This is a genomic window from [Clostridium] ammoniilyticum (assembly GCF_025566905.1).
GTDB classification, from domain to species: domain Bacteria; phylum Bacillota_I; class Bacilli_A; order Erysipelotrichales; family Coprobacillaceae; genus Faecalibacillus; species Faecalibacillus intestinalis.
On record NZ_JAOQJR010000012.1, the window covers coordinates 1 to 14,584 of the forward strand.

Genomic DNA, 14,584 nt, shown 5'->3' on the forward strand with positions numbered 1-14,584 from the left:
GTCGAGTGCCCATTTATATTACCATCCTCTCTCCCTTTTGTAAAGCTTTTTCTTGTCCTTTTTTTATTTTTTTCTCTTTTTCACTCTTTTTCTGCCTTTATATCAACGTTTTTCCCATTGATCTTTTTTGATGCTTTTTTATAATTTGGTGTTTACAAACTATTTTGAGTATCAAAAATAGCAAATTTTTTATACCCTTTATTTGTTTTTTTAATAAAAATGCAAAAGAGTCAATTTAAAATTCGACTCTTTTATAGCATACTTTTATTATAATCTTCCTATTAAATAATCATTAAGATTTATACCTTGTTTCATTGCATAAAGAATATTATAGGGATCTTCAATATGTTTTACTTTCTTTTCTACAATTATCGCAATATATCTTGCATCATCATTTAAAATCATTGGCCAATAAAAATAAAATGTTTGTCCATTTTTAAATGTGAAATTAAAATCAGAAACATAAGCTTCATAAGCTAATGGACTTCCTGTACTCATATAATTTTTCTTAGCTACAACTTCAAGTTTTTCAATATCTTCATATAAACATTTATGCATAAATTGATGTTTTTTATTAAAAACAACTGCAAAGAAATATTTAAAATTGTTCATTGGCCCATCAAATTGATAATAGTAAATACCATCACTTAAAAACTCTATAGATTGGTTAAGCGTATTATCTAACATCATTGCAGATGTTTGTTTGAAAGAAAATGCTATCATTAACATAAATGTCACTATAAAAAATAATATACCTACTAAAATTCTCATATTGCCTAAATCATATGGCATTCTAGCAAATGACCCAGCAACTACAATAGCCCCTATAAAAGTAATAATTAATTGTCTTCTTGCAAGTTCTGGTGTAATTTTTCTTCCTAATGAAACTGTTGAAGTAGTTTTTCGAAAGCCTAACCCCATTTTATTATTATTATTTTTAATTTCACTTAATTCTTCTATTAAAGGTAAATCTTTATCATAGTAATCATCTATTGTATCTTTGATTTCATTCATACTTTCTATTTGTTTTTGCATGTTCACTTGATTGATTTTTAAACAATGCCTAAAATCCAATTCACCTTCTAATATCGCCTTGATATCATCAACAGAAATTTGTAGATTTCTCAAAAATTTAATAATTTTCAATTTTTGGACTGTTTCATCATCATAATCACGATAACCATTTTCCTCCCTTTTAGGTTGAATAAGCCCCTCCTTTTCATAATATCGAATTGTATACTTTGAAAGGCCTATTTCTTTTTCTAATTCATTTGTTTTCATATTACCTTTCCTCCTTTCAACATCATTGAACACTATGGAGTGGCTCCACAGTCAATACTTATTGTAAAATAATTCAATAAAATACCCTATTTACATAAATTTAATAACAATCTCTTTAAATTTTCTTAGTTACATATCTTTTACTTCTTTTACATTTTAAACAATACACTTATCTTATTAACAAATCATATATTTCAATAAGAATAGTATTTATCTAATTATACATTAGAATTATTGTTTTTTATTGTTTTACAAAATATTCTCTATAAAAGAAAAAACTCGTAAATCAAAATTGATTTACGAGTTAAAGAACAAAAAAGGGCTTCTTCTATCTTGAAACCCTTTTTTATTTAGCATATTTTCGCTAGATTAAGCTAATTCAGCAAAATATTTAATAGTTCTAACCATGTTAGAAGTGTATGAGTTTTCGTTGTCATACCAAGCAACTGTTTGAACTTCTGTAGTTCCGTTGTCTAATGGTTTAACCATAGTTTGAGTTGCATCGAATAATGATCCGTAAGTGATTCCTACGATATCAGAAGATACTAATGGTTCTTCAGTATATCCGAATGATGGAGTAGTTGCTGCTTTCATAGCTGCATTTACTTCTTCAACTGTAACTTCACCTTCAACAACTGAAGTTAAGATAGTTGTAGATCCAGTTGGAACTGGTACACGTTGTGCAGAACCAATTAATTTACCATTTAATTCTGGGATTACTAATCCGATTGCTTTTGCAGCACCTGTTGAGTTAGGAACGATGTTAACTGCAGCTGCACGAGCTCTTCTTAAGTCACCTTTTCTATGAGGTCCATCTAATACCATTTGATCTCCAGTGTAAGCATGTACTGTTAACATGATACCAGATTTGATTGGTGCTAAATTATTTAAAGCGTTAGCCATTGGTGCTAAACAGTTAGTTGTACATGAAGCTGCTGAGATGATAGTGTCAGAAGCTTTTAAAGTACCTTCGTTTACACCGAATACGATTGTTGGTAAGTCATTTCCAGCAGGTGCTGAGATAACAACTTTTTTAGCTCCAGCATCGATATGAGCTTGAGATTTAGCTTTAGATACATAGAACCCAGTACATTCTAATACTACGTCTACACCGATTTCTCCCCATGGTAATTCAGCTGCGTTAGCTTTAGCGTAGATTTTGATTTCTTTTCCATCAACTGTGATTGAATCTTCACCAGCTTCTACTGTATCAGCTAATGCATATTTACCTTGTGCTGAATCATATTTTAATAAGTGTGCTAACATTTTAGGATTAGTTAAATCGTTGATTGCTACAACTTCATATCCTTCTGCATTAAACATTTGTCTGAATGCTAGACGTCCGATACGTCCAAATCCGTTAATTGCTACTTTTACTGCCATTTTATTAATATTCCTCCTTGTAAATAGCTTTTATGCCATTATTATAAGTCAAAAACTTCACAAAAGCAACTATTACAACGTTGATTTCTTGTATAAGATGCATTAATTTTTCCTTTATTTTTCTAATAATTCCCATTTCATCATATCGTTAGCGCTTACACTATTTTCTACTATTTTTTTAAAAAAATTTTTACTTATTTCATCAGCGCAAAGAATAATTTTTATTATTAATTTCTATAATTACATATGGAGGTTATTTTATGCATCTAATACCAACCGTTATAGAAAAAGATAAAAATCATCAATATGCCTACGATATCTATTCCAAACTTTTAGAAGAAAGAATTATTCTACTTACAGGAACTATCGACGATGCCATGGCAAGTTCAATTATTGGTCAATTACTTTATTTAGAAGCACAAGATAATAAAAATGATATTTACATGTATATCAATTCACCTGGAGGTAGTGTTTCTGCAGGACTAGCAATTTTTGATACAATGAACTTTGTTTCATGTGATGTCAGCACAATTTGTTGTGGCATGGCAGCAAGTATGGCTTCTATTCTTTTAAGTGCAGGTTCCAAAGGAAAAAGATGTGCATTAAAAAATAGTGAAATAATGATACATCAACCTCTTGCCTCTTTAGAAGGACAAGCAAGTGATATTGAAATAAACGCCAAAAGAATATGCAAACAAAAGAAAAAACTTTCACTTATTTTAAGCGAAAATTCTAAACAATCATTAGAAAAAATCATTCATGATTGTGATCGTGATTACTACTTAGATCCATTAGAAGCTTTAGAATATGGTCTTATTGATGAAATCATTTAGATTTAGGGGATTTAACATCCCTTTTTCTACATAAAAAAATACAAATTCCACTTAAAGCACCAAGCATTATAAAATAATTCAACTTTGAACTATCACCTGTTTTAATTGCTTGAATAATTGGTTGATCATACATGATGACTTTTTGTATTTCTCCAGTATCTTTAATCACAAATTCGACTTTTTCACTCTTTTCATAACCATAAGGTGCCATTGTTTCTTCTAAAATATATTTTTTACCAACTTCCAAATGACAAATGCGGTGTTCTTGATCAGTTGAAATCCAAGAATCAAGAACTTCTCCATCTTCATTTTTCACTTGTAAATGAGCTCCAGACAATTCTTTTTTATTTGTTATGTCTTTTTTAGAAATATCCACTTTAATATCTTCATCAACAACTTTTAAAACAATATTCTTTTCTCTTATTTCAAAAATTTGTTCTTTAGCTGTTGCATATCCACAAGGTGTCAATGTTTCTCTTAAAATATATTTTTCCCCACTATTAAGTCCTTGTATTAAGTGGGCTGTCTCATCTCCTTGAATATCTATACAATAATATGTCACATCTTCTCCATCTTTCAACATTAAAAAATAATCATTTGATTTTAATTGGGGAACAACTTTGTATTCAATACCTTCTTCATTTTTACCTTGACACATATCCCCTTTTAATATTTTTTTCTTCATAACATCATTAATATCAAAAATATGTTGTCCTGTAATCCATTGATCAATTCTATTTTTTGTTTTTGTAGAAACAACTGTAAGCTGTGCTCCTTTTAACAAATCACCATCTTCTTTTTGTTTATAAACTTTAACAAAAGTATCAATCATTTCTATTTTTTGATTTTCTTTTTCATAAGAAACTGTAAAAGATATATCATTTACTAAATTAAATCCTAAAGGTGCTAAATCTTCGTGTAAAGTATACGTTTTTCCTTCTTCTAACCCACTTACAGGATGTTCATTTCCATCACTATACCATTGATCAACTGTATTCCCTTCCTCATCTATTACTTGTAATAAAGCTCCTTGAATTTCTTCACCACCTAAAGTTACTTTAGAAATTGTTACAACTTTATCTTTCATATTTACTTTTTGAATTTTTCCATCTTCATTGACTTTAAATTCAATTTTCGTTGCTTTTACATATCCTGCTGGACTTGTATCCTCATTTAAATAATAAGTTTTTCCACTTTCTAATCCATCTATTTCATGGGCCTTATTAGATGAAATCCATTCATCAATAACTTTTCCCTCTAAATCCGTAATAGACATTTTAGCACCACTAACTTCTTGATCACCAGTAACATCGGTTTTAGTAAATGTTGTCTTAGTAATTTGATTTGTTTGTTCATGAGAGTTTGTATAAATTGTTGTTGTATGATCTTTTTGTGTAATTTCAAAATCATAAGGTGTAGAATCTAAAACATAACCTTGAGGGCATGAAACTTCAACAACTTGATATTTTCCAAGAGGAATTCCTGTCATTTCTAATTGACCATTTTCATCTACAGAAATAATTCCTTCTTCATTCATTATTCCTTTTGAAACTTGTACACCATTTGAATAAGTAATCATTTGACCATCATTTGTATCAACAATACATTTTCCACTTCCTAAAGTAATTATTTCCCCTTTAGAATATAATTTTTTCAAGGATACTGTATCAACAATATCATTCATTGCTACAACTTTATATTTTGTTTTTTTAATATCTTTATCTGCAAGATCAACAGCTCCCTGACGTGCGTCTTCAAGTTTCTTTTGAAGTTTTAATGTTCCTGTTGGTCTTAATGTATTTACAACAATTTTCTTTGTTGTCTTATCTTTTACAATTGTCACTTGCCATTTAGCAACAACAGGTGCAAAGTGATCTTCACATTCAATCTCAGTAAGTGAATAAGTTCCTACAGGTAAATAATCAATAAATAATTCATAATCTCCATTTTCATCTTTTGTGACTTCAAAAGTTTCATCATATCCTGTATAAGAAGTTGAAATTAATCTAAATTTAGAATTTTTTTGAAATTCAGAAGTATTATCTACCTTAGAAAGGCGTAACGCTCCAAAATCCAACCATTCAACTTCATATTTTAATTTATTTCCATCAGGATCTAAATTCCATGAACCTTCTGTTTGTGTTCCTTCTGCACCATCTTTAATAGCTAATGCAGTAAACATTTCACAACCTTTTCCCGCAATATTTCCTGACTTATAATTTTCTGGACTATTTTTACATGGTGCTGTTAAATAGAAACTTTCTCCACCATTTACAGTTGCCGTCCCTCCTGTTTGCATCGTTCCTTTTGTTACGTTATATAGTGTAACATTATTTTGTAAAGGAACTTGAATGGTAGAATGACTTGTTCCTTCTAATTTAACAGTATTTGTTTTTTGAAGTTTATTTACCTTATCAAATTCAGCCTTAAAAGAGGCTGTAACTCCACCATCTTGACTTGGGCTAAAATAAGCATAACCAATATCAGGTTGATTCATAAGCCAGTTATAGCCCCATAAAATATTATCTCCATAGCCACTATTACCATCTGCATTTGGCCATTTAGCATTGAAATCTTTTAAGTTTAACCCCATTAAATCTCCGCCATAAGCATAAGAAAGCCAAATATGGGTAAACAAATAAGCACCATCATCAAAGTTACCATGCTTTTCTCCAAAATCATCAGGAACACAAGAATTTAATTCAACTGTATACATTTCTTTAATTGCTTGATCATAGCCTGGTCCTCCAAATCCATAATAAAGAATTTTTCTTACAGCCTCATTATTTTCAATCACTTGAGCTGGGTATTTTCCAGCTGATGGTGATTTTTTACTTGCTTCTAAACAATAAGCATATTTATTATCATATTTACACATATAAGTGGACCATTTTTTCGCACTAGCTATTTTAGAAGACCACCACCATGGATAATCAATTTGTTTAATACGTGTAAATTCATGAGGTGTACTATTATCCCATGCTTCGACATTATTTGCATATTTTTGTGAAAAACACATAGATAAAATAAACACCATAACTGCAAATATTTTCATAACTTTATCAAATATTTTTTTCTGTTTCATTTCATATTCCTCCATCATAAATAATTTCTAATAAAAAAAGACAATCTCTGATTGCCTATGGACCTAAAATCCACTTATAAACACAATTCACTTTTACTCCTCCTTCAATTTTCTAAGAATGATTAATTCCATAATGAAATCTACTATGTCTCCACTCTATTCCTGAAAATTCAATAGCATCTGTACACTTTGTTTGATCAAACTTCTTTTTAGCATCTTCTAAAGAAACATTTGAATCAACATATAATCCACAAAGGTAACATTCATACCAATAAACCATTTGTGGGGGCTTTGTTTGTTGATGACCATTATCTAAATGATCCTTTACATTATTTTTTTCATTTGATTGAGAGATTGTAATGTCCTCATTCGGTTTATTATTTTCACTTTCAATCTTATTCACATTATTTTCTTGATTATTTTGAGAATTAGTTGTTTCTTGTTTATTTTCTGTAACATTGACCTTAAATTCTTTTTCTCTTCTATTTTTATAAATATCTTCTACAAATACTTTTACTTGATATTCACCTATTCTATGAATATCGATTTGACTTGTATCTATTTGAATTTCTTTTAATGGTGATAAATCGGTAGCTATGATCAATGATTTAAAATCAATACTTTCTAAATCACTTTCTTTTATAACATCTACATTTTTAGGAAATGCTAGTACAGGTGCTAATGTATCTTTACAAATAATTTGAATCGTTGAAAGCTTATTATTATATTTTATAAAAATCTTATATTTTCCTACTGCTGGATAACTTTTTTGATCTTCATTTTGAAGATTATCCGTTATACTTACATTCTTTTTTAAATAACAAATCTCCTTTTTACTCATTCCTGTTGTATCCACTAAACCTTTAAAATTAGCATAATAAGTTTGTCCATATTCAATATTGATTTTTTTCTTTTTTAGTACCAGTGTTGGTGGTGTATCTTTAGTTATAAAAAAAAGCATACCAATAAGCATGCCTAATAAAGTAATCAATACAATTAATTTTTTACACTCTTTAAAATATTTATAAATCATAATCTTCACCTCATTGAAAATAAAAAACCGCCTAAGCGGTTTATAAGATTAGTTAATTTTTTGAATAATATAACCATTTTCTTTAAATTTATCAGCAATCGCTTGAATATGAGCTTCACCATTTGTTTCACAAGTCACTCTTAACTCTACTTCAGAAAAACGAGCAAAGTTTTTAAATTGGTTATGTTCAACTCCAATAACATTTGCATTACATTCATTAAGTAAATGAGAAACAACTTCTAATTGTCCTGGAATATCTGGTAATTGTACTGAAAATGTTAAAATTCTTCCTCTTGAAATAAGTCCCTTATTGATCATCGAAGAAATTGTCATAACATCCATATTTCCACCTGAAATAAGTGAAACAACTTTTTTACGTTTACAATGTAATTTCTTTAAAGCCGCTAATGATAAAATACCTGATCCTTCAGCAATTAATTTATGTTTTTCAACAAGTAATAAGAAGGCTTCCATCAATTCATAATCACTTACAGTTACGATTTCATCAACATATTTTTTAATATATTCAAATGGAGTTTCTCCAATTTGTTTAACTGCTGTACCATCAGCGATTGTACTTACTTCACTTAATTTAACAAGTTGATCATCTTCAACTGCGGCAAGGGCACTCGCTGCACCTTCTGGTTCAACACCAACGATTTTAACAGATGGATTGATTTGCTTTGCTGCACAAGCAATACCTGAAATTAATCCACCACCACCAATTGGTACTAAAATATAATCAACATCTGGAAGTTCTTCCATAATTTCTAAAGCAATTGTTCCTTGCCCTTCCATAACATCTTCATCATCAAAAGGATGAACAAAAGTGTATCCTTCACTTTTTTGTAATTCTACAGCTTTTTCATAAGCTTCATCATAAGCTTCACCATATAATACAACATCCGCTCCATGTGCTTTTGTAGCATCAACTTTAATTAATGGTGTATGTGCTGGCATACAAATTGTTGCTTTGACCCCTAATTTTTTTGCTGCATAAGCAACACCTTGTGCATGATTTCCAGCTGAAGAAGCAATTAACCCTTTTTTCTTTGCTTCATCATCTAATTTCATAATTTTATTGTAGGCCCCTCTAATTTTGAAAGCTCCTGTTTTTTGTAAGTTTTCAGGTTTGATGTAGACATCATTTCCACATTCTTCAGAAAAGGCATCACTATGTATTAAATGAGTTGGTAAGATAACTTCATCAACTCTTTTTTTAGCTGCTTTAAAATCTTCTAATTTTAACATTTAAATTCCCTCCGTTTAAGTATTCATAATTATATCACTATTCTTCGATAAAACAATTATTTTGTTTTAATTTGATTTGTACTTTCATCATAAAAATATTCGTTTTCATCTAATCTTTTCATAAACTCAGTTTCATTCAAATCATAAATAGAAAGAACATGTGATAATTGCATATCATCATCTCTTAATTTCATATTAATCATACTTACTAACATGTGTATATCTTTTGGCATTTTTAAACTCCTATATTTATATTTTTCTAGACATTAACATTATACATGATTTTTTTATGTTTTTTGTCTCAAATTTGTCTCAAAAGTTATTCACATTTTATAATTGTATAAAATTAAATATTTTTTATCATATTAATTATTTCTTATTGATTTTTTATAAATCCTATACTATACTGTAAACAAGTTAAAAGCAAAGACAAGGAGAGTAGTATTTTTACGAAGCAACAGCGAGCTAGTAGAAGGTGAAAGACTAGCAGTGAACGAAAATATGAAGAACACCTTCGAGCTGTCTACCGAAAGCAATGCAAGTAGGCTAGAACGTCTCTAGTTATGTTACAACTAGCGGGTATCGAGTACTCTTTGAAGTATTTTCCGTACCATGTATATCTTTGGATTTATATGTTACACGATACTCGCACACTATGTGCGTTTTTTAATTATAAGGGGGATATTAAAATGTGTGGTTTTTTAGTCGTTGGAAGTGAAGAATTTGAATTACAGGTTTTCCAAAAAGCTTTAGATAAAGCAGCGTATCGTGGACCTGATTATCAACATGTCTCAATTGATCATGGAATAACATGGGGATTTAACCGTCTATCAATTATGGATTTATCAACAAATGGAAATCAACCTTTTGTTTATAAAGATTATACACTTGTATGTAATGGTGAAATATATAACTATCCAGCATTAAAAACAAAATTAGAAAGTAGCTATACTTTTAAATCTGGTAGTGATTGTGAAGTTTTGATTCCATTATATGAACAATATGGACTTGAAATTTTATGTAAATATTTAGATGCTGAATTTGCTCTTGTTTTATACGATAACAAAACGAAACAGTTAATGGCAGCAAGAGACCCAATGGGAATTAGACCTATGTTTTATGGTTATAGTAAAAAAGAACATCAAATATGTTTTGCTTCCGAAGCCAAAGCTTTATTTGATTTATGTGATGATATTATGCCTTTTCCACCAGGACATTATTATTTAGATGGTCAATTTGTTTGTTATAATGATTTAAGTGATCCTAAAACAATCGTTGATGATGATTTAGAAACAATTGCTGGAAAATTAAAAACGAAACTTGAAAAAGCCGTAGAAAAAAGATTTATGTCTGATGCTCCAATTGGATATTTATTAAGCGGTGGATTAGATTCTTCTTTAGTATGTGCCATTGGTCAAAAATTATCAGATAAACCTATTCGTACTTTCGCTATCGGTATGGAAAGTGATCCTATTGATTTAAAATATGCTAAACAAGTTGCTGATTATTTAGGAACAGAACATACAGAAGTTATTATGAATAAAGAAGATCTCTATCAACATCTAAAAGAAGTCATCTATCATCTTGAAACTTTCGATATTACAACAATTCGTGCGAGTATGGCCATGTATATTTTATGTAAATATATTCACCAAAATACCGATATTAAAGTTATTATGACTGGTGAAGTTTCAGATGAATTATTTGGTTATAAATATACTGATTTTGCACCTAACGCTAAAGCTTTCCAAGAAGAAGCAAGTAAAAGAATCAAAGAACTTTATATGTACGATGTCTTAAGAGCCGATCGTTGTATTTCTGCACATGCTCTTGAAGGACGTGTTCCTTTTGCTGATCTTGATTTTGTTGATTATTCTATGTCTATTGATCCTGCTAAAAAAATGAATGTTTATAATAAAGGAAAATATTTGTTAAGACATGCTTTTGAAGGAACTGATTATTTACCACACGATATTTTATTTAGAGAAAAAGCAGCTTTTTCTGATGCTGTTGGTCATTCAATGGTAGATTATTTAAAAGAATTAGCTGAAGATAAATATAGTGATGAAGATGTTTTAAATACTAAAGATAAATATTCATATTGTACACCTTTCACCAAAGAATCATTAATGTATAGAGATATTTTTGAATCATTCTTCCCACAACAAGGAAAATGGATCAAAGATTTCTGGATGCCAAATAAAGAATGGGAAAACTGTGATGTTGATGATCCAAGTGCTCGTGTGCTTAAAAACTATGGAGATTCTGGAAAATAAAAACAAAGCAATGCTAGATGTTTATTCTAGTATTGCTTTTTCTTCGTTTATTTTATTTTCAATAAATATCTTTTCTAATTCTCTTAAAAAGAATTGTGATGTCTTATAATTCCTTTTTTTAGGTCCTTTTACATGCTTATGTTGTTTTCTAGAAAGATGCCCTAAATAACGAGAAGTCAACAAATTATTAATATTATCTTCTGTAATTCTTTTCCCCGATACATGAAGTATCGTTACATTTTTAAGCAAAGCTAAACTTGCAAGTCCATAATCTTGACTAATCAATAGATCACCTTCTTGTAAATAAGAAAGAATCATTTGATCAACACTATCTTTTCCTACTTCACACATAATTATTTGAATTCTTTCATCTTCAATAACATGTGCAAAATCAATAAACAATAAAACTTCTACTCCATAATGCAAAGCAAGTTCAATAACTTTTTGACGATCAGGACAAGCATCTCCATCAATTAATAAACGCATAAGCCACTTCCAATAAGCACTAGCATAGCAATAACACCACCAACAAAGCCACCTAAATGCCCTGTTTTAGAAATATTTTTATCTGCCAACGTAAAAACAACATTAATAGCAATGACAGGAATAAATTGTTTTAAAACCATTAAAAATGGTCCTTGAAAAACAACACCTAAAGTCACAATAGCTCCTAAAAACCCATAAAAAATACCACTTGCACCTAAAGTAATCGTATTTTGATAACGTCCCTCTTTTTTAGATGCCATATAAGTAATAAGATAAGAAAAAATTCCAGAAATTAATACTAAATACAAATATTCTAAACTTCCCAAAAAAGGTTCAAAGAAAGTTCCACCCAAATAATAAAGTGCATAACAATTCATAAAAATATGAACTAAATCAACATGAACAAAATTAGCTGTTAAAAAGCGCCAATACTCTTGTTTATATTCTATTTTAGGAGGATAAAAAGCTCCATATTTAATAGCCAACGCTGATTTTTCATCTGAATGATCTATAAAATTAATAATGACATAAATGGCTACGGATATCACAATCATCGCTAAAGTTACACTCATTTTTTCTTCTCACTTTCATTTTTAATCACTTCTACTTTTCTTGTTCTTTGAATATTATTACCCTGACTATTTGTAATTGAGTAAATAACTTCATAGCTTCCTACTTCTTCAGTATTGACTGTATTTTTCAAAATCTTAATTTGATGTGTAATATCATTTCCATTACCATCACTAGCTTTAACACCTTCCATAATATCAAAATGTGTTCCTTGAACAATTTCAACATCATCAATACCTTCAAGCGTTGGATGATTTCCTAAGCTTCCCACAACAATCTTAGCTCTTAATTTAGCCGCTTGATTTCCCACCACATCTTCTACAATAATATTAACTATATAAGAACCTTTTTTTGTGAATTTAAGAGTTGTATTTTTTGTTCCATCATCCTCTAAAAAATAAGCAATAACTTCTGATTGATCTTCTACTTTATCTATCAAATTCAAAGCACTAATTTCTTCATTTAAATTCACATTAAAAACAACTTGATTTAAAGTTACAACTGGTTTTGTTGTATCTTGAATTTTAATGTAAAATGGAAATTCTACTCCCGCATAAGAAGCCGATACTTTATAAACACCTATCTCATTTTTTAAATTAGAAAAATTTAATTGTACCTCATTAATAACATTTGCATTAGCATTGACATAATCTACCGGATTATTAGAAATTGGTGTTCCATATTCATAAACAAAAGTATCTCTTTTTAAAGTAACGGGTGTTATTCTAAAAGCAAAAATCGTTAGAAGAGTACTTACAACAACAAAGAATGTTAAAACAATACCAATTATTTTCTTCTTCATTGTTATCACCTCTTTCTAACCTATTATACCATCTCATTATGTCTTTTTTGTGAAAAATACCGTACTTTTGACAATATATTATGCCTTCATTTCAAAAAAAGCAACATAAATCAAACTCTATGTAAAAAAAACATAAAAAAAGGATAAGAGTAATTTCCTATCCTAATCTTTTTAATACTTTTTCTTTACCTAATAATTCCATAGAAGCCGCTAAATCAGGACCATGCATAATACCAGTTGTTGCAATACGTAAAGGCATGTATAACATTTTTCCTCTTGCTTTTGCTTCTTTTTGAGTTGCTTTAATACAAGCAAAAATTTGATCTTGTTTAAAATCTTCTTCAGCTAATTCTGCGACTTTAGATTTAAATACAGCTAAAGTATTTGGAATAGCTTCATCTTTCATAAATTCAATAGCTTCTTCTTCTAAATGAATTTCATCTTCAAAGAATAATTTAACTTGTTCAACGATTTCTTCACCACAAGAAATATGATCTCTATGCACTTCTACTAATTTTTCAATCCATGCTTCACTTTTATCGCTTAAATCATAAGCTTCTTGTAAAAATGGTAAACATAATTCTGTTAATTGTTTTGTATCTAATTTCTTAATATATTGGCTATTAATCCATTTTAATTTATTCATATCAAAAATAGCCCCAGATTTAGAAATACGTTTAACATCAAATGCTTCAATTAATTCATCTAATGAGAAGATTTCTTGTTCACCTTCAGGTGACCACCCAAGTAAAGCAATATAATTTAAGATTGCTTCATTTAAGAAACCTTTATTAATTAAATCTTGATAAGAAGCATCTCCATTACGTTTAGATAATTTATGTTTTTCATCTTTCATAACAGGTGGACAATGAATATATGATGGTACATCCCATCCAAATGCTTGATAAATTAAATTATATTTAGGTGTTGAAGATAAATATTCATTTCCTCTTACAACATGAGTGATGTTCATTAAATGATCATCTACGATATTCGCAAAGTTATATGTAGGATAACCATCACTTTTTAATAAAACCCCTTCAGCAAGTCCTGCATTTTCTACTTCAATATGCCCATAAACTTCATCTTCAAAAGAAGTAATTCCAGTACTTGGAATTGTTTGTCTTACAACATATTTTTCACCATTAGCGATTCTTTGTTTTGCTTCTTCTAAAGAAAGATGTTTACAAGGATCAATATACCCTAATTCTTCATTATCAGATTCTTCTTTTGCCTTATTGATTGTTTCTTCATCACAGAAACAATAATGAGCTCCCCCTAATTCAACTAATTTATCAGCATATTCTTTATAAATAGCTAATCTTTCAGATTGAACATAAGGTCCAACTTCTCCTGGTTTATTAGGTCCTTCGTCATAACCTAATCCTGTTTGATCCATAACTTTATAGATCATATCAACAGCACCTTCAACTTCTCTTTCTTGATCAGTATCTTCAATTCTTAAAATAAAATCTCCATGATCATGTTTAGCAATTAAATATTCATATAATGCTGTTCTTAAGTTACCGATATGCATATATCCAGTTGGACTAGGTGCAAATCTTGTTCTTACTTTTGCCATTT

At 29.4% G+C, this 14,584-nt stretch carries 12 protein-coding genes; 2 read left to right on the top strand and 10 right to left on the bottom strand.

What is annotated here, in order from left to right; all coding sequences use genetic code 11:
• Window positions 1–267: 267 nt before the first annotated feature.
• Both OCV55_RS10640 and gap read right to left on the bottom strand, forming a co-directional pair.
• On the bottom strand, window positions 268–1,281 hold the full coding sequence (locus OCV55_RS10640) for a MerR family transcriptional regulator (protein ID WP_147580598.1): 1,014 nt from the start codon (window positions 1,279–1,281) through the stop codon (window positions 268–270).
• Window positions 1,282–1,650: 369 nt separating this feature from the next.
• Complete coding sequence (gap, locus tag OCV55_RS10645) at window positions 1,651–2,664, bottom strand: type I glyceraldehyde-3-phosphate dehydrogenase (RefSeq protein WP_022001253.1); 1,014 nt, start codon at window positions 2,662–2,664, stop codon at window positions 1,651–1,653.
• A gap of 260 nt (window positions 2,665–2,924) precedes the next feature.
• Between gap and OCV55_RS10650 the strand changes: the two genes are divergently transcribed.
• The gene (locus OCV55_RS10650) at window positions 2,925–3,497 is read left to right on the top strand and encodes an ATP-dependent Clp protease proteolytic subunit (protein WP_022001252.1); all 573 of its coding nucleotides are present in this window, start codon (window positions 2,925–2,927) and stop codon (window positions 3,495–3,497) included.
• Here OCV55_RS10650 and OCV55_RS10655 read toward each other — a convergent pair.
• The 4 genes from OCV55_RS10655 to OCV55_RS10670 form a co-directional block, all read right to left on the bottom strand.
• Window positions 3,490–6,582, bottom strand: a complete 3,093-nt coding sequence (locus OCV55_RS10655; protein ID WP_147580599.1) for a SpaA isopeptide-forming pilin-related protein — start codon at window positions 6,580–6,582, stop codon at window positions 3,490–3,492. The genes OCV55_RS10650 and OCV55_RS10655 overlap by 8 nt on opposite strands.
• Window positions 6,583–6,694: 112 nt before the next feature.
• The gene (locus tag OCV55_RS10660; RefSeq protein WP_147580600.1) at window positions 6,695–7,615 is read right to left on the bottom strand and encodes a hypothetical protein; all 921 of its coding nucleotides are present in this window, start codon (window positions 7,613–7,615) and stop codon (window positions 6,695–6,697) included.
• A gap of 48 nt (window positions 7,616–7,663) precedes the next feature.
• Window positions 7,664–8,866 (bottom strand): threonine ammonia-lyase, encoded by a 1,203-nt coding sequence (ilvA, locus tag OCV55_RS10665; RefSeq protein ID WP_032090764.1) that lies wholly within the window; start codon window positions 8,864–8,866, stop codon window positions 7,664–7,666.
• A 56-nt stretch (window positions 8,867–8,922) separates the two neighbouring features.
• Window positions 8,923–9,099 (bottom strand): DUF4250 domain-containing protein, encoded by a 177-nt coding sequence (locus OCV55_RS10670; RefSeq protein WP_081918972.1) that lies wholly within the window; start codon window positions 9,097–9,099, stop codon window positions 8,923–8,925.
• A gap of 456 nt (window positions 9,100–9,555) precedes the next feature.
• On the opposite strand from OCV55_RS10670, the gene asnB reads away from it, so the two are divergent.
• Window positions 9,556–11,142, top strand: a complete 1,587-nt coding sequence (gene asnB / locus OCV55_RS10675; protein ID WP_147580601.1) for an asparagine synthase B — start codon at window positions 9,556–9,558, stop codon at window positions 11,140–11,142.
• Between the two features lie 21 nt (window positions 11,143–11,163).
• On the opposite strand, the gene OCV55_RS10680 is transcribed toward asnB, so the two are convergent.
• The 4 genes from OCV55_RS10680 to gltX all read right to left on the bottom strand — a co-directional run bounded on the left by OCV55_RS10680 (window position 11,164) and on the right by gltX (window position 14,582).
• The gene (locus OCV55_RS10680) at window positions 11,164–11,628 is read right to left on the bottom strand and encodes a DUF188 domain-containing protein (protein ID WP_147580602.1); all 465 of its coding nucleotides are present in this window, start codon (window positions 11,626–11,628) and stop codon (window positions 11,164–11,166) included.
• Window positions 11,616–12,200: a rhomboid family intramembrane serine protease gene (locus OCV55_RS10685; protein WP_032090767.1), complete on the bottom strand. Its 585-nt coding sequence runs from the start codon at window positions 12,198–12,200 to the stop codon at window positions 11,616–11,618. Before OCV55_RS10685 ends, OCV55_RS10680 begins: the two co-directional genes overlap by 13 nt.
• The gene (locus OCV55_RS10690) at window positions 12,197–13,000 is read right to left on the bottom strand and encodes an immunoglobulin-like domain-containing protein (RefSeq protein WP_147580603.1); all 804 of its coding nucleotides are present in this window, start codon (window positions 12,998–13,000) and stop codon (window positions 12,197–12,199) included. The genes OCV55_RS10685 and OCV55_RS10690 overlap by 4 nt, the downstream gene beginning before the upstream one ends.
• A 157-nt stretch (window positions 13,001–13,157) precedes the next feature.
• Window positions 13,158–14,582, bottom strand: a complete 1,425-nt coding sequence (gltX, locus tag OCV55_RS10695) for a glutamate--tRNA ligase (protein ID WP_032090769.1) — start codon at window positions 14,580–14,582, stop codon at window positions 13,158–13,160.
• Between the last annotated feature and the right edge of the window lie 2 nt (window positions 14,583–14,584).